Below are 26,063 nucleotides of genomic sequence, written 5' to 3'. Positions count from 1 at the left end.
TCAGATGGTCTGGATGGGGACGCCCGCGTCGCGCAGGCTCTGGTGGACGGGCACGGAGGTGCAGAACAGGGCGCGCCTGCCGTCCAGCCCGAGCTCGCCGGCCAGGCGGGTGAGCGGGTCTGCGGCTGTTGCGATGCTCAGCCGTACCGTCGGCGCCGGATGCACGCGTGCGCGCCGCGCGCTCCTGATCACCGACCGGTAGGCCGCACGGCCGTCACGGGCGAAGCCGACCAGGTCGCCTGAGGCGACGCCGAGGGCCGGCCCAAGGCGTCCTCGCAGGCTGAGCGCGGGCCCGACCCGGGCGTCCACCCTGCCGCCTCCGACGGCGACGCGCACGTCGGTGAAGGCGGGCCGGTACCCCCACAGGGAGCCCGCGTGGTCGGCCAGGTCGCGGTTGTCGACGGCCGACGCCAGCAGGCAGAGGCCCGAGCGCCGGAACGGCGCCGACCTGGCCAGGTCGGACCAGGCCCGCAGCGGGCGCGCGCCCCACGGGTCGTGCACGACCACACCGAGCATCACCTCCCGGTACGGCCCGGCGCTGGTGTCCTGGTGGGCGCCCACGTGCAGGACCACCAGGGCGCGCCCGCCCAGACGCACACTGCGGCCCAGGCCGTGCTCCTCCAGGAGCGCCGCGGCGGCCCGGGGGTCGGCGGCGAAGAAGACCGACACCGCGCGGCCCGTGCGGCACCTGATCGGCATCTCCAGACCCTGTTCGCGACGGGTCGGCACGCTCAGGAAGGGATAGCCGTCGGGGCGGGGCGGCTCGTCGTAGAGCCGGTACAGCTGGCTGCGCGTGACCTCTCCCCGGTAGGGGGACAGCCGGTCGTCGATGTGCTCGCGGGCCTCGGGCAGGTCGCGCGTCAGGTTGGCGCAGTAGTGCTCGATCGAGTGGCAGGCGGGGAACAGGTGGGTGGGGTCGAAGTAGTCGACGACGTACCAGTCGGGGTGCAGGTCGAAGCAGGTTCCCGCCCCCTGTCCGTCGAGCGTCGGGATGATGTCGTGCTGGTTGGTGACGCTGGCGACCCAGGTCCGCGGGTCGGCCGGCCGCTTGAAGTCGATGGGCGAGCCGACCGCGACGGCGTGGGTGACGGTGTACCTGGCGCAGAAGCCTGGGTCCTGGACCAGGTTCATGATGGCCGAGCCGCCCGCGCTGTGTCCCACGAGGGCGAGCTCGCCGCCGTGCGGGATGCCGAAGTCGTCGACCGCCTTGATCAGCGCCCTGCTGAAAGGGCTGCTGGCGAGCACGGAACTGCTGAAGGCGCCGAGCAGGTCCTGGGGCGAGTCGGTGTCGGGCCTGCCCATGCGCATGCCGGGCGCCTGGACGACGTGCCGTTCGACGCCGTCCGGTCCGGTGATCGACTGGATCAGCACGCGGCCCGTGGGCCCGAGCGTGCCGATGTTGGCCAGGAAGTCGAGCAGCGAGCCCCGGGCGCGTAGCCTGGCGGCTTCGCCGGGGCCGGGCTCGGCGCGCCGGGCGGCTCCCTGGCCCCGGTCGAGGGCGGCGACGAGGCCGTTGCTGATCCCGAGCACCGGGTCGGCGTCGGCGTAGCGTGTCCCCGTGGCGATCAGCCAGGCGGTGCGGTCGTTGAGCGGGTTCTCGTCCAGGAGCGCCTTGAGCGCGAGCACCTCGCCGAACACCGGCGCCAGGTCGCTCAGGGCGCGCACCGCGCCGCGGTCCTTCAGCAGGGTTCGCAGGGCGCGGAGCGCGGCGAGGTCGCGGTCGTCGGAGATTGCCGTGATCAGCCGGCGCAGGTGGGCGTCGGCGTGGAGCTCGGGGTGGTGCAGCGCGACGGCGGCGATGCGCAGGCGCAGCGATGTGGCCAGCAGCAGGACGGCCAGGCTCTCCCGCCCGAGCACGCCGCCGAGGCGGGCCGCGAGCCCGCCCAGGCGTCCGCCTGTCATGGCGTGGCCGAGGCCGCGCTCGTTGGTCAGGGCGCGCACCAGGGCTCTCTCGGCCTGGTACCAGGGCAGCGGCGCGCGGACGGAGGCGCGCAGGGTCCGGCTGTCGGTGAGCGCGGCGGTGGCGTGCGCGCAGGCCTCATGGACGGCCGTGGCGACCTCGACGAACACGCGTGCCGCCGCCCTGAGCGGCTCGGCGTCGGCCACGGCGTCGGGGTGGCCCGCGGTGTCGGGGTGGGCGTGGCCCTCGTTCACGGCCTGTCCTTGCGCGTCATGCTGACGAAGCGGGTGCTCGGCTCCTCCGGGATGTTGCGGTTCAGGACGTCCGACAGCGTGCGCGTCGTCGCGATGATCTCCATGCCGAGCGGTGAGAAGGTCTGCGGGGTGAACACGCGGGGGGCGAGCAGGGGATTCGTCAGCGCCTGGGAGAAGGCGTCGATAGCGATGATCTTGGTGAGCAGCGGGGGCAGGATCGCGTCGGGCGAACCGGGCTCCTCGGCGAACAGGCCCACGTAGAGATCCACGTCGTCCACGCTCCGATACAGCTCGCCCAGCGCGTGCCGTACCCGTGGGTCGCCGGAGATCTGCTCGAAGCGGCGCACGGGCGGGAAGCTGCAGTGTTTCCGGTAGCTGTTGTACGAGGCCAGGCCCAGCACGCGCGAGTCGACGATGCTGGACAGGTCCACCGGGAGCAGGGCCGGGTCGGTGTTGAACAGGCCGATCCGGCCGGCCCGCTGCAGAGACGCCTCCTCGAAGGCCGCGCCGAGTCCGCCCTTCACCAGCAGCGGCCCGGCGAACAACGTCCCGGCCAGCGGCACGTGGGAGCCGCCGACCGCCAGCGTGGAAGGGATGAGGCTGTGCCAGCGGTAGACCAGGTTGAACTCCACCGACGCCCAGTTCTCCCTCTGCCAGGGCACCCCGGCCAGCGCGGTGGTCAGGCCGGGGGTCAGGGAGAAGCGGAAGTGGTAGGGCGTGATGTGGTTGATGTACTCCTCGACGACCAGCTTGATGAGCAGGACGATGAGCACGTTGCGCGTCGTCTGGAACAGCCGCTCGTCGTCCCATCCGGGGTACCGCTCCGCCATCAGGCGCGCGATCCTGTTGTGCTCGCGCAGGAACAGCACCGTGAGCATGGTGAAGCCGATCTGGCCGTTGCCGCGGTCGCTGCCGAGCGCGAAGAGCGTGGCCCGCTGCTCGGGCGTCAGCGCCTCGAATCTGATCACCGAAAGCGGGGAGAACTCCGGCCGGATCCTGCCGTCCTGGCACAGATACGGCGGGAACTCCGCGCCGTCGATCCGCTGGCTCTTGAGCAGGCCGCCCTCGAAGGTTCGCAGCGCCGCCGTGGCCGCGCCGTCCAGGCCGTAGAGGTTGTTCAGGTCGATGTGGTGGTTGGAGGTGCTCCTGCGCGGGTCACGCGGGGTCGACGAGTCCCCTCGCAGGAAGCCGTCGGTGAACCACTGGGCGAAGTAGGCGAACAGCACGGTGGAGCGGGGGCAGGGGATCATGCTCTCGCCGCGCGCGAACAGCGCGGCCGCGCGCTCCGGCGACGGCAGGCCGGGCGAGGGAGCTCTGGGCGGCAGGTGCCGTCCCGCGTAGGTCCTGTCGGTCAGGGAGTCCCAGGAGGTGTAGGGCGCCATGGTGCTCAGCGGTTCCGGGCGCGGCGGCATCTCGCGGATCGCCTTGTCGATGAGGGCCGCGTTGAGGCGCCGCCGTACCGGCTCCACGTGCTGGATGGCCTCCCACAGGGGCTTGCCGTGGGTGAGGGCCAGGAACCTCAGACGGTTGGCGGCGCCGTCGGTGGCGATGGTCCGGGCCTTGCTCGTCATCGGGCCTCCGTCCGGAGAGCGAGCCGGTAGCTGTCGGGGAAGGTATGCGCGAGCCGTACGGGATCGCCCTCCGGCGACGGCAGCGACGCGACCCCTCGTCTCAGCAGCCGGCGCACGACCTCGCAGACGACGGCCGCCGCCGGGTCGGCGCCCAGGCACGCGTGGTGTCCCATCCCGAAAAACAGGCGCTCGTGGTGCGGCCGGGCGGTGCGGAACTCTTCCGGGCTCTCCACCGCGCCGGCGTCGAACATGGCCGAGCACGGCGCCGCCAGCACGAAGGTCCCGGCCGGGATGAGGGTCTGTCTCGGCGTGCCGGCGGCCAGGACGTGGTCCTGCTCGCACACGCGCGGGATCAGCTTGAAGAACGGACTGAAGCGCAGGGCCTCCCAGACGTAGGGATCGAACCGGCCCGGGTCGGGGTCGTCGGCCGCCTCCACGGCCGCCGCCAGCACCTGCGGACGGAGCAGGAGCTGTTCCACCGCCTCGGCCATCGCGCCGGGGCCGCTTTCCACCCAGCCGAGCGGCAGCCCGGCCAGGTTGACGATCAGCCGTTCGTCGTCGACGCCGAGTTCGTCCGGCAGGCGGGTGCGGATCAGCCGGGCCACGATGTCCTGCGGCGGCGGGCCCGTGGCCGCAGCGATGGCGGCGCGCCGCTCCTTCAGTAGCACCCGCAGGTAGCCGAGCAGGTCGGCGCCCGCCCGTTCGCCCGCCTCCCGAAGGGCGGGGTCACCCAGGTAGTTGGCGAAGCCGTCCACGATGATCGCCCTGGTCCAGGCGCCCAGCTGCGCCGGGGTGGGGCCGGGGACGCCGAAGTAGTCGGCGCACACCCGCAGGGCCACGTGCCGGAAGAGCTCGTGCACCGCTTCGATCCGGCCGAGGGGCGCGGCCGCGTCCAGGGCCTCGTCGGCGGCTCGTCCAGCCAGCTTCCGCACCGCCTCGACGTCCTCTGGCCTGAGCATGGCCTGCATGAGGCCCTTCTCGCGCCAGTTCACCGGGGTGGCGTCCCTGCTCAGCATGAAGGGCCCGCCCAGCGCCGCCTCCAGGCGGGGGCCGAACGCGCGGACGCTGAAGACCCGCTCCAGGGAGAGCACCTCGCGCACGTCGGCGTACGTGGTGACCACCGTGAAGGCGGGGGTGACGAAGACGGGACGGTGTTCCCGCAGCTCGGCGAAGAAGTCCCGCCACTGCGTGCGCATCCATCCGTGGGCCTGGACGACGGCGCTCGCCGGGTTCTCGCCCAGCGCCGCCTCGTATTGCCGGAGGAATCCACCCTGCACCACGCGCCCCCTGGATCCGGATCCGTACCTGACTCCTGGTAAGGATCTCCGGGAAGATCGGTGGAGTAATGACTCCGAAGAGTGACAGTGCGATCACCATCCGGAAACTTACGTCTCCTGGCCCGGGGTCGTTGAATCGATCTGGTGAGCCCTTCCGAGGAGACCGTGCCGGTGACCGCCGGACGCCGAACCGCCTACCTGCTGATTCTCCTGATCCTTCCGGTGGTGGCGTTGGCCGCCGCCATCCCCGCCGTCTGGGGCTGGGGCATCGGGGCGCGCGATCTGGTGATCATGGCCGTGCTGTACGTGGTCTGCATCTTCGGCATCGCCGTCGGCTACCACCGGCACTTCACCCACCGTGCCTTCCGGTGCCGCAGGCCGCTGCGCATCGCCCTGATGATCGCCGGTGGGCTCGCGGTGGAAGGTCCTGTCACGCTGTGGGCGGCCGAGCACCGCCGCCACCACAAGTACGCCGACGAGCCGGGCGATCCCCACTCTCCCTGGCGGTACGGCGACAGCGGCTTCGCGCTGTTGCGCGGGATGCTGCACGCCCACGTCGGCTGGTTCTACACCGCGCGCAGGCGCTCCAGCCGCGCCCACTGGGTGCCCGACCTGCTGGCCGATCCCGACGTGCGGCGCTTCGACGCGGCCTATCCCGTGGTGGTGGTCCTGTCCTTCGTCCTGCCCGCGGCGGCGGGCGGGCTCTGGTCGATGTCGTGGGAGGGCGCCTGGACGGCCCTGTTCTGGGGCGGCTTCGTCAGGTACGCCGTGGTGCATCACGTGACGTGGTCGGTGAACTCGCTCGCGCACACCTTCGGCGACCGGCCCTTCCGCACCCGCGACAGGTCGAGCAACCTGCGGTGGGTGGCGCTGCTGACCCTGGGCGAGGGCTGGCACAACTGGCATCACGCGGAGCCGACGTGCGCCCGCCACGGCGTGCTACGGGGACAGCTCGACCCGAGCGCGCTGCTGATCCGGTTCTTCGAACGGGCCGGCTGGGCCTTCGACGTGCGCTGGCCGGATCCCGCGCGGATGGAGAAGAGGCAACGGAGGTGAAGGTCAGCGGCTGAGCGCGGCTCCGAAGGTGACGATCGCGCTCACGATCAGCGCGGCCAGCAGCACCTTGCGGAACTTGTCAGGATCGATGCGGCTGAAGATCGCATCGCCCAGGAAGTAGCCGACCTGCACCACCGGCACGCCCACCAGCCCGATCCACAACGACTCGGCGTTGACCTTGCCCGCCACGGCGAAGCCGACGAGGCTGAGCACGCTGGTGCCCGCGAACACCGCCGACAGGGTGGCGCGGAAGGTGGCGGGGTCGTAGCCCATGCCCTGGAAGGCGGCGACCATCGGCGGGCCGTTGGTGCCGGTGGAGGTCGACAGCGCGCCCGACAGCGCGCCGACCCCGACCAGGACGGGGACGCTGCCCGGCACCTTCACCTGCCGCCACACCATCAGCGTGCAGACGAGCACCCCGACCGCGATGAGCACGGTCAGCACCTGCTCCGAGGCGATGCCGTACACCCACAGGCCGAGGGGCATGCCGAGCACGATCCCGATCATGGCGATCATGGCGACCTTCCACTCGGCGTGCTCGCGCTGGCGCACGGCGATGGTGACGGTCATGGCCAGGGCGGACAGCGTCGTGGCGACCACGGCGGTGTGCGGGTCGACCGCGAGAGCGAGAAGGGGAGTGGCGACGAGGGCGTATCCGAATCCGGTCACGGCATGCACCGTCGAGGCGATCAGAATGATCACGGCGGCGGCAAGCAACGTCGTCATCACTTCTCTCACTTTGCCATAGATCCATATAAATGTGCCAGGATTTACTAAGAACTGGGAAATTGGTCAATTCGGCGAATAGGAGACCGCGAGATGGAGCCCGCGAATTACGTGGTCAGCCCCGCATTCGACAGCGCGGAGGCCATCGTCTTCGTCCCGGGACTGGGAGGCCGCACCAAGTTCGTCGACCGGTGGAACGAGCCCGGCCCGAGCCCCGTCATCCGCCGCGCCAGCTGGAGCGAGCCCATGCGGGTGCCCTCCGTCGACGAGCGCGGCGCGGCCCTCGCCTCCCTGGTCGTGGCGGCGGACGTGAGCGGCGTCGTCCTCGTCGGCCACAGCATGGGCGCGCTGGTCTGCCTGGAGGCCGGCCGTCGCCTGGGAGGGCGGCTGCGCGGCGTCGTCGTCATGTGCCAGTACCCGCCCCACCGCACGCCCCTGTCGCCGCTGGCGCAGCTGCCCGACCGGGCGCTGGCCGAGGAGATCGAGGCGCCGCCGCACATCGTGGGTACGGCGGCGCTCGCCGACTACGCCCGCCTGTGGCGCTCGGAGTACCACCTGCTCAACCGCTACCTGGAGGCCGACCCGCACCCGGTGCTCGACGCGCCGATCGTCGCGGTCGGCGCGCGCCACGATGCCAGCTCCTGGAACGCCGAATGCCTGGGCGACTGGAGCCGGTACACCACGGGACGGCTGTCGGTGCACCTGGTCGACGGCGGCCACCAGATCGTGGAGGAGGTGGCCGCCGCGACGCTGCGCGGGTGGATCGCCGAGCTCACCCCGTCAGCCGTTTGAGCTCCAGCCCCAGCGCGGCCACCGTCGGATGGTCGAAGATCACCGCGATGCCGACGTCCACGCCGAACTCCCTGCGGATCTCCTCCACCAGCCCCACGGCGGTGAAGGAGTCGCCGCCCAGCTCGAAGAAGTCCTCGTCGTCGCCGATCGAGTCCAGGCCGAACTCCGCGCACCACATCGCCGCCAGCCGCTCCTCGACCGACGCCTGCTCCGAGTCCGGCGCCGCGGCAGGCGCCTGGGGCCGCTCGCGCACGGTACGGCCGGGCACCTCCTTCAGCACCGCGTCCTGGCCCGCCATCGTGACCGCGACCTGACGATGGCTGGGCGCCGCCAGGAGGCGCATCAGCATCTCGACCCCGTCGGCGGGCACGATCCCTTCCACGGGGTCGTCGCGGTCGGCGACCATCGACTCGTCGACGCGGCGCATGGTGAAGCCCCTGACCTCGACGGCGACCTCGCCCTGCGGCGTCACGACGTCGATGTCGGCCACGATCGTGCCCGGCCCGCTCGGGCGGCGCCGGATGTGGCTGTAGGCGAGCGCGGGGATCGGGCGGTGCGCCACGATCGACTGGTAGGCGAAGGGCGCGTGCGGCGGCTCGCGGTCGGGGTCGCGCGCCAGCGACACCGCGGCGTCGAGCAGGGTGGGGTGCAGCGCGTGCTCGTCGAGCTCGTGGCGGAAGGCCTCGGGGAAGGTCAGCACGGCGAGCTTGGTGGTGAGGTCGTCGCCGGACGACCACAACTCCTCGCCCGGCCAGTGCGGGCCGATGGTGAACATCCGGTTCCCCGCGTCGTTCACAGGCACGCGCCGGTCGGGCAGCGACGCGCGCAGCCCGTCGAGGTCGACCGTGGCGGCCGGCGTGTCCGCCGGGCGGATCTCGCCCGTGGTGTGCACGTGGGAGCCTCCGGCGTGCGTCGTGCGGACCGTGAAGCGCCACAGGTCGTCGTGCGGCTCGAAGCCCACCTCGAGCGTCACCGGCCCGGGGGCGGTGATCGGCCGGCGGAAGACCATGTGGCGCACCTGCGCCGCCCGCCCGTTCGCCTGCCCGACGCTCTCGCGGAAGGCGCGCAGGACGAAGTCGACCTGCGCCGTGCCCGGCAGGACGGGGATGCCGTCCATGCGATGCTCGTCGAGGATCGGGTAGTCCTCGGTCGACAGCGGGACCGACCAGCGGCGCACGCCGGGATCGCGCACCTGGCGGGCGGCCATCCCGACCTCCGCCCACGACGGCCAGTTGACGGTGACCGAGGCGCAGCCCTCCAGCGGGCCGCGGCGCATCACGGCGTCGAGGAAGGCGTTGGCCGCGGCGTAGTCGGCGCCGCCGACCAGGCCGCGCAGGGCGGCGCGGCTGGAGAAGGCCACGAAGAAGGCCAGGTCGGGCCGCCCGCGCAGGACCTCGATGAGCGCCAGCGTGCCGTGGACCTTGGGGGCGAGGGTCGCGGTCATCTGCTCGCGGGTCCTGAACGGGATCATGCCGTCGCCCGCGACGCCCGCCAGGTGGAAGACCCCGTCGACGTGGCCGAAGGAGTCGAGCACGCGGCGCAGCGCGGAGGCGTCGGTCACGTCGCAGGCCTCGACGTGGCACTCGGCTCCGAGCGCCCTGACCTCGGCGAGCTCGCCCGGCTCGCGTTCGCCTGCCGTACGGCCCAGCAGGAGCAGGCGGGGCCGCAGCCCGGTCCCGGCCAGGCCGCGCGCGACCGCCAGCCCGAGGCCGCCCAGGCCGCCGGTGATGACGTAGGCCCCGCCGCGGCGCAGTTCGGCGGGGCCCGCGCCGTCGGGAAGGAGCTCTCGCTCGCCCGGCACCCAGCGCCGGTCGCCGCGCAGGGCGACGATCTCCGACCGTTTGAGCGTGCCCAGTTCGGCGATCAGGCGGTCGTCGAGCACGCCGTCCTGGACGTCGACGAGCTTGCAGGTGGCGCGCGGGTTCTCCAGCATGTGGCTGCGCAGCAGGCCGAGGAGCATGGCGCGCACCGGGTGCACGGCCTCGCCGCCGGTCACGTCGGCGGCCTGCGCGGTGACGACGACCACGTCGCGCGCACGTTTGTCGGGGGCCCGCAACGCCACCTCGCGCAGCAGCGTGACGACGCGGTGGAAGCCGGTGTCGAGCTGGCCGTCGATGCCGTCCAGGTCCGGTTCCGCCAGGTCGCCGAGCTGGGAGGCGTCGACGACCAGTTCGGGGTAGTGCACCGGCTGCTCCAGGACGCCTGCGAGGTCGTCGTCGTGCCGGACGAAGGTGGCGTCCCATCCGGCGCGGCCGAACAGGGCGGCCAGCTCGTCCGCGCGGCCGGGGTCGCCGGGCAGGACCACCAGGGTGGGCGGCCGGACGGCGGTGTCGTGGTGGGCGGCGGGGGCGGTCTCCACCCAGGTGGGCAGGCGGAAGACGGGGCGGCCGGCGGGTTCGCCGAGCTCGTCGGCCGCGGGGGCGCTGGGGGCGGCGGGTGCGCTGACGCGGTCGATCCAGTGGCGTTCGCGCTGGTACGGGTAGCCGGGCAGCGGCACGCGTTCGCGCGCGCCTGCCGTACCCAGGCACGACCAGTCGATCCGCGCGCCGAGGGTCCACATCGTGGCCACGGCGTTGAGGAACGAGGCACGTTCGGTGGCGGCCCTGGACGGCCCGCTCGGCAGCGTCGGCACCAGCACGTGACCGCGGTGCCTGCGCGCCCGCGTGGTGAGCGTGCGGCCGGGGCCCGCCTCCAGCAGGATCAGATCGCCGTCGGCCAGCACCGCGTCGAGCTCCCCCGCCGGATGGACCGGCCAGCACGGGCGGCGGGCCTCGATGCCGGTGGCGCCGCCCACCAGGCGCGCGGCCTCGGCGAGCGTGTGCACCTCGGCGAGCGCGGCGGCGGCCAGCTCGCCGACGCCGTCGCCGAGCAGCGCGTCAGGCTCGACGCCCAGCGACAGCCAGAGCCGGCCCAGCGCGTAGTCGGCGCTGAACAGCTCCTCCGCGGCCCCCGGGGCGTCGAAGTGGGCGATGGCCTCGTCGAAGGCCGCCGCGAACACCGGCTCCGTGCGCCGCAGCTCGGCCGCCATCCCGTCGTGGCACGCCTCCTGGCCGGGGAAGAGGAACACCACGCGCCTGTCCACCTGCTCCTGCGGCGTGACGATGCGCCTGTCGTCGTCGCGGACGGCGCGGGCGGCGTCGGCCGGGCTCTCGGCGACCACCGCGCCACGCACGGGGTGCGGCGTGCGCCCCTGCTGGAGCGTGAACGCGACGCTCTCCAGCGGCTCCGAGCCCTCCTCGAATGCGCGGGCCAGCCGCCCGGGGTAGGCCTCGGCGGCGGCCGGTGTGCGGGCCGACCACACGATCAGCTGCGGCGAGGCGGGCGACGGCTCGGCGACGCGGACAGGGGCCTCCTCCAGGATGGCGTGGGCGTTGGTGCCGCCGATGCCGAAGGAGCTGACCCCCGCCAGCCGCCGCTCGCCCGATCGGGGCCACGGCCGGAGCGCGTCGTTGACGAAGAACGGCGAGGCGCCCAGGTCGAGGAAGGGGTTGACCTCGTCGAGGTTGATGCTGGCGGGGATCTGGCCGTGGTGCAGCGACAGCGCGACCTTGATCAGCGAGGTGACGCCCGCCGCGTGCCCCAGGTGCCCCACGTTGCCCTTGACCGATCCGATGGGGCAGCTGCCGGGCTCCAGCGCGCCGAACGCCTTGCGCAACGCCGCGATCTCGATGGCGTCGCCCAGCCGGGTCGCGGTGGCGTGGGCCTCCACGTAGCCGATGTCGGCCGGCCGTACACCCGCGACCTCCATGGCGCGCAGGACCACCTCGGCCTGCCGGTCGGCGCTCGGCGCGGCGAAGCCGACCTTGTGCGCGCCGTCGTTGTTGACCGCCACCGACCGGATCACGGCCACGACCCGGTCGCCGTCTGCGACGGCGTCGGCGAGCCGCTTGAGCACCACCACGCCCGCGCCACTGGCGAAGATCGTGCCGGTGGCGGAGGCGTCGAAGGGACGGCAGTGGCCGTCGCGGCTCAGCGGGCCGTCCTGGGCCCACCGGTAGCCGTGGCCGACCGGGAACTCCACGTCGGCGCCGCCGGCCAGGGCGACGTCGCACTCGTGCAGGCGCAGCGCGTTCACGGCCAGGTGCACGGCCACGAGCGAGCTCGAACACGCGGTCTGCACGGTCATGCTGGGGCCGTGCAGGTTGAGCTTGTACGACACGAGAGTCGAGGCGCTGTCAGGGTTGTTCCACATGCCGACGGCCATGCCGGTGGCGCTCCTGAGCGCCTCCAGGTCTTTCAGGACCCGGCCGATGCCGTAGCGGTTGGCGGCCACGGAGGAGAACACGCCCGCCCTGCCGAGCGCCGAGGCGTCATAACCGGCGTTCTCGACGGCGGCGTGGCAGGTCTCCAGATAGAGGCGCAACTGCGGGTCACACACCTCGGCCTCACGCCTGGTCAGACCGAAGAAACCGGCGTCGAACAGGTCGAGGCCCTCCGGTTCCGCCACCGCCCGCACGTAGGCCGGGTCGGCCAGCGCCTCCCCTGACACACCGCTCGACCTGAGCTCGTCCTCGGAGGGGAAACGCACCGCCTCCCCGCCTTCGACAAGGTTGCTCCACAACCGCGCGGTGTCGGGCGCCCCGGGGAAACGGCCCGCCATCCCGACGATGGCGATCGGCTCAGCGAGGTTGTCCATCGTGGTCCTCCCTCAGGTGGTCGGCGAAGGCTCTGAGATTGGGGCAGGTGAAGACCAGGACGGGAGAGATCTCCACACCCAGCCGCGCGGAGACCTCGGCGACGAAACGCATCAGGGACATCGAGGTGAACCCGGCCTCGAAGAAGCCCTCGTCGGGGTCGAACCGGTCGTGGCCGAGCGCCGACCTGGCGCTGTCGCGCAGGACGTCCCACAGGTCCTGCGCCTCGTCTCGCCCTGGCGGATCGGAGAGCGGGTCGCTCACCTCGATGCTCGACGGCAGGACCGCGGGGTCCAGGCAGGCGCGCAGCATCGCGCGCAGCTCGTCGACCCCGGCGGTCGCCTCAGGGGTGCGCACGACGGTCAGGCGCACCGAGCCCACGCCGGTGCTGTCCTCGGTGAAGCTCGCCTGCGCGTCGACGACGCCGGGGACGAGCATGGCCGCCCGCTCGATCTCGTCGAGCTCCACGCGGGCGCCGTTGACCTGGACCTGCCGGTCGGCGCGCCGTACGAAGCACAACGAGCCGTCGGGCAGGCGGGTCACGATGTCGCCGGTGTCGTACCACAGGCCGCCGTCGGGGCCGGCCGCCAGCAGCGGGCTGCCGTCGGTGTAGCCGAGCGCGCAGGCGGCCGCCTCGACGTGCAGGCGGCCCTCCGGATCGACGCGGACGGCGGCGTGGCCGAGCGGGCGCCCGATCGGCACCGGATCGTCCGCGACGGCGCCGGGCTCCAGGCGGTGCATGCACAACACCTGCGGGGTCTCCGACGCGCCGTAGCAGTTGGCGACGACCGCCCGCGGCGCGAGCGCCGCCGCCGACCGCAGCGCGGCGGCGGTGAGCCTGGCCCCCACCGAGCAGACCAGGCGCAGGCTCTCGACGGGACCGTCCGACGCGCCCGCCATGAGCTGGAGCAGGACCGGCGTCGCCTGGAGCACGGTGATGGACCGTTCGGCGAGCCAGGCCGCCGCCAGCCGGGGATCGGCGGCGACGCGGTCGCCGGGGATGACCAGCGTCGCGCCTGTGAGCCAGGGGGCCAGCAGCTCGCGCAGGCTCGGGTCGTGGCCCGGCCTGCTGAGGAAGGCGACCCGGTCGGACTCGTCGACGGGCAGCTCCTTGAAGAACGCCAGGCTCGCCGCCTCGAAGGCGGCGCGGCCGACGACGATCCCCTTGGGCCGGCCCGTCGTGCCGGAGGTGAACAGGATGTGGCAGGCCTCACCGAGCAGCCCCGGGTCGTACGGCACGACGGTGCCGAGCGGGCCTTGGCCGTACGGCATGGTGACGGTGTCGAGCGGCCCTCGGCCGTACGGCGCGGCGGCGGTGTCGAGGAGTTCCAGTGACGGCCCGAGGAGGGCGGCGGCGCCGGTGGCGGCCAGCGCGGCGCGGGTGCGCTCGGGGCTCCAGTCGCCCAGGATCGCCGGGATCGCCCCGGCGCTCCAGAGCCCCATGATCCGCGCCACGAACTCCGGGGTGCGCTCGGCGGGAACGCCGACCACGCGGCCGCCCAGTCCGTGGGCGCGCACGAGGTCGGCGGTGCTCTCGCCGAGCGCGGCGACGTCGCCGAAGGTGTATTCACGCTCCTCGCAGACCAGGGCGACGCTGTCCTGGTCTCGAGGGGTCCGGCCGATGAGCGCCGGCGCGGCGGTGCTGATGGTCACGCTGTCGTCTCCCTGAATGGTCGCATCACAGCAGCTCGTCCCAGGCGGGGTGGAAGTACCCGGGGTGGGCGCCGCGCAGGGTGCGCCAGTGGTGCGCGCGTTGGTCCGCGGGCGCGGTGTCGATCGGGCGATCGGCGTCGGCCGTCCAGGCCAGGTGCAGCAGCGGGTGGATGGCCGCGCCCCGCCTGGCCTTGCCCAGCTCGGCGCCCGCGCCGGTGACGACGCTCGACAGCCCGGCCGCGTAGGCGTGCCTGACGGGTTCGTAGATCACCGCGTTGAAGTACACGAACGGGTCGGGCGCCTGGTCGTCCAGGCGCCCGAAGTCGGTGACGTGGAGCCGGTCGTGCCAGCGGCACAGGACCGCCGCGCCGACCGTACGGCCCCGCACGCGGCAGAGCAGGGCCGTGGCCGATTCGTCCCCCAGGGCGGCCGCGTACGCCGCCAGGCGTCGCCTGACCGTGGCCTCGCCGTAGGCCATGCCGTGCTTGGCCCGGACGTTGACGATCATCGGTGCGACGGTCGCGAGCGCCTCGCTCAGGGGGACGGTCAGGCTCTCGCACTCCCTGGCGAAGGCCGCCGACTCCCTGCGGACGCTGGTGCGGGTGTTGCGCGGCAGCGCCGCCAGGTAGTCGTCGAAGTCCTTGCCGGGCAGTTCCAGTTCGGTCAGGGCGACGCCCGCCAGCCGGACGGCGTCACCGGCGCCGGTGACCGGCGCCAGGTCCCTCCACGCGGAGGGACCGAGGAAGAGGAAGCAGGTGTAGGGCAGGCCGCGTTCCGCCGCGACGGCGTCGGCGGCCTGGCGTAACGCGCGCAGGACGGCCGTCCTGACGGGGGCCGGCAGGCCGCGGTCCAGGATGAGCCTGGCGCCGAATCCCGCGCACGATCCGGCCAGCAAGCCGAGCCGTCCGCCGCGCGAGTGCGAAAGCAGGTCCTGGAAGTGCAGCTCCGGCCAGTACAGGTAGTCGCCCCTGCTGGGCGGCACCTCGTGAAGCGGCAGGGCCGCCAGGATGCGGGGATCGCCGCGTTGCCGGGCGATCAGGTACGTGACGGGCGCGTCGCCGGACCGTTCGAGAGCGCGCAGCCAGGCACGGCTCTGGAACAGCTCGCGCGGGTCGGCGACGCCGTCCCACGCGGACCCGGCGACGTCGTCCACCGAGGAGAGGTGCTCGACCACCACCGCGACCATGCGGTCATCCGGCGCCGTGATGGAGCCATTCGAGCAGGTCGGGCTCCGCCAGTTCGGCCGCGCGGCGCTCGTAGTGCGCGCGGTCCTCGGCGGTCAGGAACCGCTGCCACTCCCCCGTCTTGCCGCTGCGGAAGAACCGCTCGCGATCGCGCAGGTAGCCGAGCTGCTCGTCGGGGGCCAGGTCGTCCGCGCGCTCGCGCATCTGCTGGAAGGTGGCCGCCTCGATCAGGCGCGGCCAGGTGCGCTCGTCGATCTCGATGCCGAGCCGTACGGCCAGGCGGCGCATCTGCCCGGCCAGGTCGGCGGACAGGTCGCTGTAGTGCAGCAGGATCACGTTGGGGTCGGCGCGGCGCACCCAGGCGCGGCTCTGGGTCCAGATCAGGGCGCGCAGCGAGTCGAGGTTCTCGTAGGGCGAGTCGTCGGTGTCGACCCACTGGAGCAGGTAGGCGCGCTCGTCGAGCAGGTCCCTGTCGTCGTGGCCGTCGACCTCGACCTCGCCCGCCCCCGCGGCCTGGTGGATCAGCTTGCGGATCACCTCGCGCTTGAGGTTCTTGCCGTGGCTGCGCAGGGAGATGGCCACGTCACGGGGGTCGCGCCCCACGGTGATGTAGGTGACGCGCGGGTCGGTGGGGATGCCGTCGAGGGGGATGTGGGTCTTGATGAACCGGCGATGCCGCTGGGCGGCGAGCTGGGCCCAGACCTCCTGCCTGGGGCGCACCAGCATGTCGATCCAGGGTGACAGGCTGGTCAGCGGGGCGGGCAGGTCGGGCGTCTGGAAGACCAGGAGGGCGCAGATCATCTGGGTCCAGGTGGTGCCGCACTTTGCGGGCGAATTGATGACGATGTCGCCGGGGCGGAATTCGAATCCCTCCCACCGGGAGCTGTCCTCCATCGGTGTGAGGTAACGGGCTAAATCCGTCGTCATTGATCCGACTTTAATACCTTATGTTGCGCAAAGAAAGGCATGTCACATTAACGATATTCTCTATCTGACACGGCGGAAATTATCTGGTAATTTCGCGAGTTCGGATTCGGTTTGGCGTTATTGCTGGCAGGAGAGGTCGGGTGGCGCCCCGTCACCGCCCCTTCCCCGTCTGGCGCAGCGCATGCATGGCGTCGTGCTCGATCCGTGACAGGTCGCGCAGCAGGGTGCCGGCCCGGTCGAGGAGCGTGGCGTCACCGCTCTCCCCCGCCTTGGCGATGAGCGCCGCGACCTCCGTCCACAAGGCCGCCGCCTCGCCGTACAGCCGGTGGCCCGTCCGCAGGTGGGGGTCGTCGACCAGGCCGGTGCACGCGCCGAGGAAGTCGCGGTACATCGCGCGGAACAGCCCGCCGCCCGTGCCGGCCCTCTCCATGAGGAGGGCGGCCTGCGCCAGGTCGCGGCCCGGGTCGCCGGCACGGCTCATCCAGCCCGGCACCTGCTTGCCCGCCTTCTCGATGCCGCGATGGCCCAGGTTGGCGATGGGAGCCGCCAGGAAGGCCTCGGCGCAGGCACGCACGGCGGGCACGACCTGCTCCTGCCACGGCCGCGCGTCGGCGGGAACGTCGAGGGTGAACGAGCGGTTCCGCGCGGTCATGGGGCCGCGTTCGGAGCGGGCCGCAGCCAGGCTGGCCCTGCTGGTGCGCACGCCGCCGCCCTGCTGGTCGGTGTCCACGAGGAGGGCGTCGTGCTCGTCGTAGCCGTACATGGCCACGACGTGGCCGCCGAAGTGCACCTTGGAGCCGAAGTACTCCAGGTGGAAGCTGTCGAGCTGCAGCCCGACCGGGCGACCGGCCTCGATGGGCGCGGCGACGTTCTCCCATGCCCTGCGCGCCGAGGCCGTCTCCTGGACGGTCAGCGTCAGCCCCAGCCGCGCGGCCAGGTTCCTGGTGAGCTCGAAGGGCTTGACGCGTCCGCCGAGGAAGGGGAAGGGCATGCCCTTGCCGTCCCAGTAGACGAACGACAGCCCGGAGCCCAGCCCGAACAACATCGGCTCCGGCAGGTCGAGCCCCTGGTGCCGCAGCAGCACCCCCAGTGCCGTCGTCTCGCAGTGCTGCGTGCCCCTGGGCTCGATGTCCTTCACGATGGTTGCCGTCATGTTCCGAGCATGAGGCCTCCCTCCGTGGGAGAGTCCAGCGGGCGGCGGTCAGTCGAGCGTCAGCCCGGCGGCGGGGGTCACCCGGGCGGCCCGGCGGGCGGGCAGGACGGCGGCCAGGAGCCCGGCCAGGGCGGCGATGACGACGACGGCGCCGAGCGACGGCCAGGGCACGCGCAGGGTCGCGCCGGCCAGCGCCCGCGTCACGAACGTCTCGTGACCCGCCCACGCGAACCCGATGCCGATCACGGTGCCGAGCAGGGCGGCGACCGCCGACAGCAGCAGCGCCTCGGCGGCCAGCATGCGCCGCAGTTGGCGGCGCGTGAGGCCGAGCGCGCGCAGCAGCGCGTGCTCGCGGGCCCGTTCGAGCACGGACAGGCCCAGGGTGTTGGCGATGCCGACCAGGGCGATCACGACCGCGATGGCGATCAGGCCGAGCACCGACCAGGTGAGGACACGGAGCTGCTGCTCCTCCGTCTCCCTGGCCTGCAGGCCGTTGTCGACCTGCAGGCCTGCCGGATCGGCCAGGTCGTCGAGGGCTTCGACGAGCCGCATGGGGTCGGCGGCGGACTGGGCCCTGATCCACAGCGCCTGGGTCTCGATCCCGCCGGTGGGCGCCCCCGGTCTGCTGGGCACCCTGGACGAGAGGCCGGTGAGGACGGCCAGGGTCTCGGAGGAGACGACGCCCACGCGGCCCCAGCCGGTGCCGCCGGCGACCCGCAGCACGATGAGCCGCTCCCCGGCGCGCACCGCCACGTGATCGCCGGGACGCAGACCCAGGTCCTTGCGGAAGGCCGCGTAATCGATCCTGATCTCCCCCGGCCCCACCTGGGCGAAGGCGCCGCCGTCGCGGGCCACCAGTCCCGCGTCCGGTGCCGCGACCACCGGGATCGGCTCGTCGAGCCCCGCCACGAGAGCCGTGACACCGTACACCGGCAACGCCTGCTCCACGCCGGGGGTGCGGCGCACGCGGTCGAGGAGCCCGTCGGTGACCCGGTTCCTGGGCGAGGTGAGCGAGGCGTCGACGGGATGGCGCCGGTCGCGTGCCTCGTCGAGCGCCGCACGAGTCGTGGCCATCCCGGTGAGGGCCGCGCTCGTCACGGTGACGCCGATCAGCAGCGAGGCGGTGGTCGTGGCGGTCCTGCGCGGGTCGCGCACGGCGTTCGCCGTCGCCAGCCGCCCGGCGGGGCCCAGCAGCCCTCCGGCGGCCCTGATCAGGTACGGCACGAGCACCGGCCCGAAGAGCAGCACCCCGGCGAACATCGTCGCCCCGCCCGCCACCATGAACGCCGTGTCGTCCTGGGCCATCGCCACGCCGAGCAGCGCCAGGCCGACGACCAGGAGGAGCACGGCGAGCACCAGGCGAGCGGGTCCTGATGCGGCGTGCCCACCGCCCGCGGCCTCAGGGCGCAGCGCCGCCAGCGGGCTCACCCTGACCACCCGCCTGGCCGGCGACCAGGCGGCGACCACGGTGACCACCACGCCGGTGACGAACCCGCCCGCCAACCAGGGCACGGGCAGCGAAGCCGTACCCATCGTGACGGTCGGCGCGAGCGTGTTGATCAGCGCGAGCAGCCCGTAGCCCGCACCGGTGCCGACCACGACCCCCGCCAGCGAGGCGAGCACTCCCACGGCGACGGCCTCCCGGCGGACCGCGCCGACTACCTGCCGCCGGGTCGCGCCGACGCAGCGCAGCAGCGCGAAGTCGCGCGACCGCTGCGCGAACAGGATGGAGAAGGTGTTGGCGATGACCAGCACCGAGACGACGAGGGCGACCCCGGCGAAGAGCAGGAGCATCGCCGACAGCGCGTCGACCCGGTTGTTGAGCTCGGTCTGCTTCTCCGTGACGAACTCCTCGGGCGACTGCACCCTCGCGCCCGCCGGGAGCGGGCCCACCTGCCCGCGCACCGCCACGCGGCTCAGCGACAGCGTCGGCTCCTCGCGCCAGCGCACCAGCCGCGCCCAGGACACGTACACGGAGGCCTGGGCCGAGGTCGAGGGCGACTCCACCACGCCGACGACCCGCAGATCGGCCGCGGCGGCGCCCTCGCCGACCAGGAGCCGGTCACCGACCGCGATCTCCCTGGACTCGGCGACCCAGATGTCCACCACCGCCTCGCCCTCGCTGGCCGGGAAGCTCCCCGACACGAGCTTCTGCCAGCGCATCTCCTGCGCGACAGCGACCGGCCCCACGGCCGTGTCGGGGAAGAGGCGGTCGCCTGCGCGCATCGGCAGCATGGCGCGGCCGATCGCGGACGCGTTCGGCCCGTGCCGCTCGGCGAGGGCGATCGCGTCCCCCGCGCCCAGCCCGGACACCACGTGATCGGCGTCGCGGTACGGCGCGCCGAAGCCGTCCATGAGCCCGCTCCTGGCCCCGGAGGTGAGCACCCCCACCACGACGACGAAGGCGACGCCCACGACGACCGCGATCGCGGCGGCGACGTACCTGCGCACGTGGACGCGCAACGAGGCCAGCAGGACGGTGCGCATCAGGCGATCCGCCCGTCCTGCAGGGTGACCACGTCGTCGGCGTACACCGCCGCGTCCCGCTCGTGGGTGACCATGACGACGGTCTGGCCGAGCTCGCTCACCGACCGGCGCAGGTGGCCGAGCACCTCGGCCGACGAGGCGCTGTCCAGGTTGCCGGTGGGCTCGTCGGCGAACAGCAGGTCGGGCTCGGTCACCAGAGCCCTGGCGATCGCGATCCGCTGCTGCTGGCCGCCCGACAGCTCGGCGGGCCGGTGGCCGAGCCGGTCGGCCACGCCCAGCGTCTCCGCGAGCAGGTGCGCGCGTTCGCGTGCCGCGTCGTCGACGCGGCGACCGCCCAGTTCGAGCGGGAGCACGATGTTCTGGAGCGCGGTGAGCATCGGCAGCAGGTTGAACGACTGGAACACGAAACCGATGTGCTCGCGGCGGAAGACCGTCAGCGCGTCGTCGTCCAGCGATCCGAGGTCGATGCCCGCCACCGTGACGGTGCCGTCGCCGGCCTGGTCGAGTCCCGCCAGGCAGTGCATCAGCGTGGACTTGCCCGACCCGCTCGGCCCCATGATCGCGGTGAACCCGCCTCGCGGCAGGTCGAGGTCGATGCCGCGCAGGGCGTGGACCTCGGTCTCGCCCCGGCCGTAGGTCTTGGTCAGGTTCCTGGCGCTGGCGGCCAGGTCGCCCCGAGCGGCTCGCATCATGGTCGTGAAGTCAAGGCGAGGCGGTGTTGCGTGCGTGTATCGGGTTTTCGATACGCCCGCGATATGCCGGACGTGCCCGCCGCATCGCGGACGCATCGCCGATGTATCAACCCGGCCGGGCAACCTGAGTGTTGTCAGCACGACGACGAAGGAGCCCGAGATGACCGCCAAGACCACCACCGCGACCAAGACCTACGACGGCTTCTCCGAGGAGGAGCGCGCCGCGATGAAGGCCCACGCCGAGGACCTCAAGGCGACCTCGCGCCGCGGGACCAAGGGCGACGCCGAGTCCGAGGTGCTCGCCAAGATCGCCGAGATGCAGGAGGCCGACCGGGTCATCGCCGAGCGGGTCCACACGATCGTCAAGTCCGCCGCCCCCGGCCTGATCTCCAAGCTCTGGTACGGCATGCCCGCCTACGCCCACGCCGACGGCAAGATCGTCTGCTTCTTCCAGCCCGCGCCCAAGTTCAAGGCCCGCTACGCCACGCTCGGCTTCAACGACGCCGCCCGCCTCGACGACGGCACCATGTGGCCCACCTCCTACGCCCTGACCACCCTCACCGAGGCCGACGAGGCCCGCCTGGCCGCCCTGATCAAGCAGGCGGTGAGCTGAAGCGAGTTGCCGATCATCGTGGCGGCGGCGAGGATGGCCCGAACGACAAGGGAGTGTTGCTCGATGCCACCCTCCGCCCGCCTCCCGGCGGCCATGTTGATCTACGTCCTGACCGCCTGCTCATCCCCGACCCCCGCCGCCCTCCCCACCCACTCGCCGATCCCCACGCCTCTGCCTGGAACCTCCTCCCGGCCCGAGGTCAGCCCTTCGCCCCCGAGCGCGTCACAACCCGGCGTCACGGCCCGCCCCCCGAGCGCGTCGCAGCCCACAGTCACGGCACCGCCTCCCAGTGCGAAACGCCCCGTGGTCACCGGTCTGGTCGAGCGCGGGTGTGACCGGGCGAGCGAGCGTGACTTCGACGGCGACGGCCGCGACGACATCGCCATCGGCTACCTGGGCAAGACCGGCCAGGTGCGTCTGCTGTCCGAGGGCAGGCTCGTGCGGGTGCCCACGCCGCCGGGCGTGCGGATGAAGGGCTATGGCTGGTCGGTCACCATGGCCAGGATCAACGACGACCGCTGCGCGGACCTGCTGGTCGGCAGCCGCACCCTCACCGTGGACGGCAAGGAGGCGGCAGGCGCGGTCCACGTCCTGTACGGCGGGGGCGCCGCCCCTCCCAGGAAACTCGTCTCCACCCGGCCCGCCCAGGACGCGGGCTTCGGCGAGGCCGTCGCCGTCCACGGCGACCTGATCGCGATCGGCGCACCGGGCGAGAAGCCGGGCGGAGCCGTCTACCTGTTCCGCAACGGCTGGCCCATCCGCCGCATCACCCAGAACACCCTGGGCGTGCCCGGCACCTCCGAGCTCGGCGACGCCTTCGGCGACCGGCTCGCCCTGGGCCCCCTCGACGGTGGCGGCATCGGCCTGATCGTCGGGGCGAGCGGTGAGTACGACGACGGCCCCGGCCGCCAGGACCCCGACGAAGCGAAGGAATCCGACCCCGGTTACCGCCCCGTCGGAGCGGTCACGGTGGTGCACGACGTCACCGCCGCCAGGCTCACCGGCGCCAAGCTCCCGCAGCCCCGGCACGGCGACGGCAAACCCTGCGCGGGATTCGGCCGGAGCCTGGCCCACGTGCCGGGCACGGGCGTGGCCGTGTTCACACCGGAATGCGGCACCCTCCAGCTCTACGGCCCCGATCTCGAGCCCGTCCGCACGGTGACGTCGCTGAAACCCCCGTGGGACGCTTACCTCGCCGCCTCCCCCGACGGCAGGCTCGCCGCCGTGGGCACCGACCCGAACGAACCCGCCGCCCTGCTGCTGTCACCGCGCTCCCCTGCCCAGGACCGCACCGTGACGGGCGCGCATCTGCAGTCGCCGGTCGAGGGCGGCGTCGCCTTCAGCGGCGAACGGCTCGTGGTGGCCCTCGACAACCTGACCGCCGACGTGGCCGTCATCGACCCGGCGACCGGCGCGTCCGAACTGTTCACCACCGCCACCGATGTCCTGTCCGCGCACGCCGTCGCGGGCTAGGAACCGATCCCAAGATCGGGGTTCGGCGGAGCAGCCGAAGAGGTACGGCGGAGGGCCGTCTCGTATTGCTGCCTGTCGAAGATGAAGGGACCGAGTGCGCTGAGGTCCCAGGTGGCACGATGGCCGTTGCGGAACGCCGACCAGGTGACGGTCTCATCCGTCACCTCGACCTGCGCGGTGAGCGGCCAGCATCCCCATTCGCCGCACTTGCATCCCAGGAGCACGGTGTCGCCGTCGTCGAACCACCGGTGTTTCGGCTCCCCGAGAAGGTGACGGCTGGGCCAGAAGACCTCGTTCCAGAGCCCGGTGTAGGAGCCGGCCAGGTCGGCGCTGAAGGGCAGTTCGACCCGACGGGCGTGTTCGGTGAGGTTGATGTCGTCGATCAGGATGTCGAGGTGCGGAAATGCGGCTGGAGCGACGGGCGCTACGACGCGGAACTCGATGACGTTCACGGGTTCACACCATAGTGATCGTTCTCGGCGTGCGGCCAAGCCTCAGCGCTGCCTTGGCAGCAGCCCCCGGTTGAAGGCCGCCGCGACGGCGGCTGCGCGGTCGGAGACGCCGAGCTTGGTGTAGATGTGGGCCAGGTGCGTCTTGACGGTCGTCTCGCTGATGAACAGCGCCGCGGCCGCCTCCTTGTTGGTGGAGCCGCGGGCGACGAGCTCGAGCACGGTTCGTTCGCGGTCGCTGAGCTCGGCGGGGGCGGGCGTGCGGACCCGGTTGAGCACGTGGGCGGCCACGGCCGGGGAGAGCACCGTCTCCCCCACCGCGGCGGCGCGGATGGCGCGGAAGACCTCCTCGCGCGGGGAGTCCTTCAGCAGGTAGCCGATCGCGCCCGCGGTCAGCGCGGGCAGCACGTCGTCGTCGCCGTCGTAGGTGGTCAGCACCAGCACCCGCGCTGACGGCACCCGCTGCGCCAGCAGCCTGATGAACTCCGGCCCCTCCAGGCCCGGCATGCGAAGGTCGGTGAGGACCACGTCGGGGCGTTCGCGCGTGGCCACGGCCAGGCCGCGTTCGCCGTTGTCGGCCTCGCCCACGACGTCGAGGTCGGGCTGCTCGACGAGCATGCCGCGCAGGCCGTCGCGCACGACGGGGTGATCGTCGACGATCACCAGCCTGATGGTCATCGGGCCTCCCTGTCGGCCGGGATGGCGGGGACGCTCACGCTGATCGCGGTGCCCTGGCCGGGGGACGATTCGACTTCGACGGTTCCGGCCAGCCTGAGTACGCGCTGCCGCATCGCGGTCAGCCCGAAGCCCGTGCCCCGCACCTGCGAAGGGTTGAAGCCCGCGCCGTCGTCGCGGATGTCGGCCACCACCACGTCCTCCATGTATGACAGCGTGACTCCTGTCTTACGGGCCCGGGCGTGCCTGGCCACGTTGGCCAGCGCCTCCTGAACCGTACGGTAGAGGGCCGCTTCGACCTCGGGGTGCAGGAGCCGGGCGGTGCCGGTGACGGTGAGGGTGGCGGGCGAGTCGTTGACGCCGCTCCATCCTGACACCAGCGCCGTCAGCGCCTCGGGCAGGGTCGTGCCGGCCAGCGGGCCAGGGCGCAGGTCGTCGAGGGATCTGCGCACCTCCGACAGGTTCTCCCTGGCCAGGTCGCGTGCGACGGCCAGGCGCCGCCGCACGGCCTCGGGGTCGCTCGCGGCTTCCTCGGCGGCTTCGAGCTGGGTGACGATGCCCGCCAGGCCCTGGGCGACGGTGTCGTGGATCTCCCTGGCCAGCCTGCTGCGTTCGCCGGTGACGCCGGTCTGGCGGGCGGCGGTCAGCAGCCTGCCCTGCAGTTCGGCGTTCTCCTCGCTGAGCTGGGCCAGGCGCAGGTTCGCGCTCTCCAGCGCCCGGTTGGCGGCCAGGCGGCGCTCGACCTCGGCCTCCATGGCCCTGATGCACCAGCCGATGAACGCGGCCAGCGCGCCGCCGGCGATGGCCGACGGGATGGACCAGGGGCTTCCGGCGTCGAGGACGGCGGCGGGGCCGCCCACGACGACGAGCGCCGTGGCGGCCACGCCGACGTAGGCGTACCAGCCGGGCAGCGTCGCGAAGGCGGTGGGGAAGCAGGCCAGCACCAGCAGTCCGTAGGCGGGGTGACGCGACGACAACACGGCCGCCATCACCAGGAGCACGGCGAAGTAGACGACCATCGGCGCGGCCACCCGCTCCGGCCAGTGCGGGTGGGCCATCACCATCCACCAGTGCCACACGCCTGCCGCGACGGACAGCGCCGCCGTGAGCAGCCGCTCGGGTGGCGGGACGGACGCGTCGATGGCCGCGATCACGATCGCCACGACGAGCAGGATCAGCGGCAGAGCGCGCCAGGCGCGGTTCCAGTCGTCGACCCGCATGGCCCCTCCCTCATCGGCGCGGATAGGTCAGGCGCCGGAGCAGCGACTCGGCGGGGCCGCGCCGCCCGGCCCTGCGCATCAGCTCGGCGGCGACCACGGTCGCCGCCCAGATGCCGACGGCCAGGGCGAGCGTAGCGGCCGAGCCCAGCACCCCGCCAAGCCCGAGCGTATAAGGGGGCAAAAGCGCGACAAACCCAACGGATTGGAGAAGATAGCACGTCATCGACCGCTGGCCGGTGGCCGACAGGGCGCGCACGATCGGGCCGCGCCGCGCGCCGATCCACTGGGCGGCCACGGCGATCAGGGCCGCGTAGCCCAGCCCGGCGGCGATGCCGGACACCACGTGCAGGGCGTTCAGCGCCACCACCGCGCCGGGGCCGCCGACCTCGACGAACTTCGTCGCCGCCAGGCCCACGGGCAGCCCGCCCGCCAGCCCGATGAGCGGACCCCACACTGCGGCCCGTCGCACCCACCGGTCGGGTACGGCCAGCAGCTCGCGGCGGCCCGCCCACACCCCCACGAGCGCCGCCGTGAACACCCCGGTCATGCCGAGGGGCGTCATCACCCACTCCAGCGGGCGCAGCATCAGCGCGGTCGCCGCGTCGTCGGTGGCCAGCGACCAGAAGATGGTGCGCTCGCTCGCCCCCTCGGGCGTGGTGTAGGCCAGCGCGGTCAGCAGGGCGACGGGCACCAGCCAGATGCCGCCCAGCACCAGCAGGGTCCGGTCACGCACGCGCAGCATCCGGCACAGCAGCAGCCCCACCAGCCCGTAGACGCCGAGCACGTCGCCGGAGAACAGCAGCACGGCGTGGACCAGGCCGAACAGCAGCAGCCACCGGCTGCGCCGCCTCAGCACCCGGAGGCCTTCGGCGTCGTCGCGCCGCCGGTTCCAGATCTGCACCATGCCGTAGCCGAACAGGGCGGCGAACATGGGGTAGGCGCGCCCGTCGACGAGCGACATGGTCAGCAGCGCCGCCAGCCGGTCGATCAGGTCGTGCTCGATGATGTGCTGCCGCATGCCGTACGGCCTGCCGTACAGGTAGACGGCGGAGTTGGCGACGGCGATGAGGGCCAGCATGATCCCTCTGGCCAGGTCGGGGGCGAGCTGGCGCTCGGTCTCTCCGACCGGCCGCAACCCCAGGGTGGCAACCACGGTCTCTCCTCGGCTCGGTGGGTGTGCTCCGAGTCTGCGGGGAGAGACCGGGTCGCCGAATCGTGCGTCCGTGCGCGGATCGGCAGCGGACGGACGATGGCCGTCATCCTCCATTCGGAGGATGACGGCAGTCTTCATCGCGCTTCGGTCCTTCTGAGCAGAATCTCGAGGGTC

General features: G+C 72.7%; 19 protein-coding genes. 4 read left to right on the top strand and 15 right to left on the bottom strand.

Features of this window, described 5'->3' with window-relative positions:
• The 3 genes from ACIBH1_RS11660 to ACIBH1_RS11650 are packed head-to-tail and all read right to left on the bottom strand — an operon-like array spanning window position 1 to window position 5,002.
• Window positions 1-2,154, bottom strand: coding sequence for a hypothetical protein (locus ACIBH1_RS11660; RefSeq protein ID WP_397313635.1), 2,154 nt, complete (start codon window positions 2,152-2,154; stop codon window positions 1-3).
• On the bottom strand, window positions 2,151-3,725 hold the full coding sequence (locus ACIBH1_RS11655; protein WP_397313634.1) for a peroxidase family protein: 1,575 nt from the start codon (window positions 3,723-3,725) through the stop codon (window positions 2,151-2,153). Before ACIBH1_RS11655 ends, ACIBH1_RS11660 begins: the two co-directional genes overlap by 4 nt.
• Window positions 3,722-5,002 (bottom strand): cytochrome P450, encoded by a 1,281-nt coding sequence (locus ACIBH1_RS11650; protein ID WP_397313633.1) that lies wholly within the window; start codon window positions 5,000-5,002, stop codon window positions 3,722-3,724. The genes ACIBH1_RS11655 and ACIBH1_RS11650 overlap by 4 nt, the downstream gene beginning before the upstream one ends.
• Before the next feature lie 144 nt (window positions 5,003-5,146).
• On the opposite strand from ACIBH1_RS11650, the gene ACIBH1_RS11645 reads away from it, so the two are divergent.
• Window positions 5,147-6,058: an acyl-CoA desaturase gene (locus tag ACIBH1_RS11645; RefSeq protein ID WP_397313632.1), complete on the top strand. Its 912-nt coding sequence runs from the start codon at window positions 5,147-5,149 to the stop codon at window positions 6,056-6,058.
• Between the two features lie 3 nt (window positions 6,059-6,061).
• Here ACIBH1_RS11645 and ACIBH1_RS11640 read toward each other — a convergent pair whose 3' ends face one another.
• Window positions 6,062-6,784 carry a sulfite exporter TauE/SafE family protein gene (locus tag ACIBH1_RS11640; RefSeq protein ID WP_397313631.1) on the bottom strand — a complete coding sequence of 241 codons (723 nt, stop codon included), beginning with the start codon at window positions 6,782-6,784 and terminating at the stop codon, window positions 6,062-6,064.
• Between the two features lie 93 nt (window positions 6,785-6,877).
• Between ACIBH1_RS11640 and ACIBH1_RS11635 the strand changes: the two genes are divergently transcribed.
• Window positions 6,878-7,576: a thioesterase II family protein gene (locus ACIBH1_RS11635; RefSeq protein ID WP_397313630.1), complete on the top strand. Its 699-nt coding sequence runs from the start codon at window positions 6,878-6,880 to the stop codon at window positions 7,574-7,576.
• Here ACIBH1_RS11635 and ACIBH1_RS11630 read toward each other — a convergent pair.
• The 7 genes from ACIBH1_RS11630 to ACIBH1_RS11600 form a co-directional block, all read right to left on the bottom strand.
• Window positions 7,557-12,212, bottom strand: a complete 4,656-nt coding sequence (locus ACIBH1_RS11630; RefSeq protein WP_397313629.1) for an SDR family NAD(P)-dependent oxidoreductase — start codon at window positions 12,210-12,212, stop codon at window positions 7,557-7,559. The two genes, ACIBH1_RS11635 and ACIBH1_RS11630, sit on opposite strands and share 20 nt — an antisense overlap.
• Window positions 12,196-13,863 (bottom strand): non-ribosomal peptide synthetase, encoded by a 1,668-nt coding sequence (locus tag ACIBH1_RS11625; RefSeq protein WP_397313628.1) that lies wholly within the window; start codon window positions 13,861-13,863, stop codon window positions 12,196-12,198. The genes ACIBH1_RS11630 and ACIBH1_RS11625 overlap by 17 nt, the downstream gene beginning before the upstream one ends.
• A 25-nt stretch (window positions 13,864-13,888) precedes the next feature.
• Entirely contained in the window at window positions 13,889-15,049 is a 1,161-nt protein-coding gene (locus ACIBH1_RS11620; protein ID WP_397313627.1) for a peptidogalycan biosysnthesis protein, read from the bottom strand.
• A gap of 4 nt (window positions 15,050-15,053) precedes the next feature.
• A complete protein-coding gene (locus ACIBH1_RS11615; protein WP_397313626.1) occupies window positions 15,054-15,974 on the bottom strand; it encodes a sulfotransferase domain-containing protein in 921 nt (306 codons plus the stop codon).
• A 151-nt stretch (window positions 15,975-16,125) separates the two neighbouring features.
• Complete coding sequence (locus tag ACIBH1_RS11610) at window positions 16,126-17,127, bottom strand: BtrH N-terminal domain-containing protein (RefSeq protein ID WP_397313625.1); 1,002 nt, start codon at window positions 17,125-17,127, stop codon at window positions 16,126-16,128.
• Window positions 17,128-17,175: 48 nt separating this feature from the next.
• The gene (locus ACIBH1_RS11605) at window positions 17,176-19,614 is read right to left on the bottom strand and encodes an FtsX-like permease family protein (RefSeq protein WP_397313624.1); all 2,439 of its coding nucleotides are present in this window, start codon (window positions 19,612-19,614) and stop codon (window positions 17,176-17,178) included.
• Complete coding sequence (locus ACIBH1_RS11600) at window positions 19,614-20,306, bottom strand: ABC transporter ATP-binding protein (protein ID WP_397313623.1); 693 nt, start codon at window positions 20,304-20,306, stop codon at window positions 19,614-19,616. The genes ACIBH1_RS11605 and ACIBH1_RS11600 overlap by 1 nt, the downstream gene beginning before the upstream one ends.
• A gap of 160 nt (window positions 20,307-20,466) precedes the next feature.
• Here ACIBH1_RS11600 and ACIBH1_RS11595 point away from each other — a divergent pair, with 160 nt between their 5' ends.
• Together ACIBH1_RS11595 and ACIBH1_RS11590 are read left to right on the top strand one after the other, a co-directional pair.
• Entirely contained in the window at window positions 20,467-20,919 is a 453-nt protein-coding gene (locus tag ACIBH1_RS11595) for an iron chaperone (protein WP_397313622.1), read from the top strand.
• Window positions 20,920-21,222: 303 nt separating this feature from the next.
• Window positions 21,223-22,392 carry a hypothetical protein gene (locus tag ACIBH1_RS11590; RefSeq protein ID WP_397313621.1) on the top strand — a complete coding sequence of 390 codons (1,170 nt, stop codon included), beginning with the start codon at window positions 21,223-21,225 and terminating at the stop codon, window positions 22,390-22,392.
• Here the strand turns inward: ACIBH1_RS11590 and ACIBH1_RS11585 are convergent.
• Genes ACIBH1_RS11585 through ACIBH1_RS11570 form a run of 4 tightly spaced genes read right to left on the bottom strand, consistent with a single transcriptional unit; the run spans window position 22,389 to window position 25,889 of the window.
• Window positions 22,389-22,844, bottom strand: a complete 456-nt coding sequence (locus ACIBH1_RS11585; RefSeq protein WP_397313619.1) for a hypothetical protein — start codon at window positions 22,842-22,844, stop codon at window positions 22,389-22,391. The two genes, ACIBH1_RS11590 and ACIBH1_RS11585, sit on opposite strands and share 4 nt — an antisense overlap.
• A gap of 42 nt (window positions 22,845-22,886) precedes the next feature.
• Window positions 22,887-23,519, bottom strand: coding sequence for a response regulator (locus ACIBH1_RS11580; RefSeq protein ID WP_397313618.1), 633 nt, complete (start codon window positions 23,517-23,519; stop codon window positions 22,887-22,889).
• A complete protein-coding gene (locus ACIBH1_RS11575; protein ID WP_397313617.1) occupies window positions 23,516-24,736 on the bottom strand; it encodes a sensor histidine kinase in 1,221 nt (406 codons plus the stop codon). The genes ACIBH1_RS11580 and ACIBH1_RS11575 overlap by 4 nt, the downstream gene beginning before the upstream one ends.
• A 10-nt stretch (window positions 24,737-24,746) precedes the next feature.
• Window positions 24,747-25,889: a DUF418 domain-containing protein gene (locus ACIBH1_RS11570; protein ID WP_397313616.1), complete on the bottom strand. Its 1,143-nt coding sequence runs from the start codon at window positions 25,887-25,889 to the stop codon at window positions 24,747-24,749.
• Window positions 25,890-26,063: the final 174 nt, after the last annotated feature.

This window comes from Nonomuraea sp. NPDC050663 (genome assembly GCF_044456985.1).
Taxonomy (GTDB): Bacteria; Actinomycetota; Actinomycetes; order Streptosporangiales; family Streptosporangiaceae; genus Nonomuraea.
Note: the sequence above shows the minus strand (reverse complement) of the source record. Positions and strands in the feature narration are given on the sequence as shown.

Excerpts from the sequence above, each read along its gene's own strand:
- ACIBH1_RS11655 (WP_397313634.1), bottom strand. The coding sequence starts at position 3,725 with ATGACGAGCAAGGCCCGGACCATCGCCACCGACGGCGCCGCCAACCGT.
- ACIBH1_RS11640 (WP_397313631.1), bottom strand. The coding sequence starts at position 6,784 with ATGACGACGTTGCTTGCCGCCGCCGTGATCATTCTGATCGCCTCGACG.
- ACIBH1_RS11635 (WP_397313630.1), top strand. The coding sequence starts at position 6,878 with ATGGAGCCCGCGAATTACGTGGTCAGCCCCGCATTCGACAGCGCGGAG.
- ACIBH1_RS11630 (WP_397313629.1), bottom strand. The coding sequence starts at position 12,212 with ATGGACAACCTCGCTGAGCCGATCGCCATCGTCGGGATGGCGGGCCGT.
- ACIBH1_RS11620 (WP_397313627.1), bottom strand. The coding sequence starts at position 15,049 with ATGGTCGCGGTGGTGGTCGAGCACCTCTCCTCGGTGGACGACGTCGCC.
- ACIBH1_RS11615 (WP_397313626.1), bottom strand. The coding sequence starts at position 15,974 with ATGACGACGGATTTAGCCCGTTACCTCACACCGATGGAGGACAGCTCC.
- ACIBH1_RS11610 (WP_397313625.1), bottom strand. The coding sequence starts at position 17,127 with ATGACGGCAACCATCGTGAAGGACATCGAGCCCAGGGGCACGCAGCAC.
- ACIBH1_RS11605 (WP_397313624.1), bottom strand. The coding sequence starts at position 19,614 with ATGCGCACCGTCCTGCTGGCCTCGTTGCGCGTCCACGTGCGCAGGTAC.
- ACIBH1_RS11600 (WP_397313623.1), bottom strand. The coding sequence starts at position 20,306 with ATGATGCGAGCCGCTCGGGGCGACCTGGCCGCCAGCGCCAGGAACCTG.
- ACIBH1_RS11595 (WP_397313622.1), top strand. The coding sequence starts at position 20,467 with ATGACCGCCAAGACCACCACCGCGACCAAGACCTACGACGGCTTCTCC.
- ACIBH1_RS11580 (WP_397313618.1), bottom strand. The coding sequence starts at position 23,519 with ATGACCATCAGGCTGGTGATCGTCGACGATCACCCCGTCGTGCGCGAC.
- ACIBH1_RS11575 (WP_397313617.1), bottom strand. The coding sequence starts at position 24,736 with ATGCGGGTCGACGACTGGAACCGCGCCTGGCGCGCTCTGCCGCTGATC.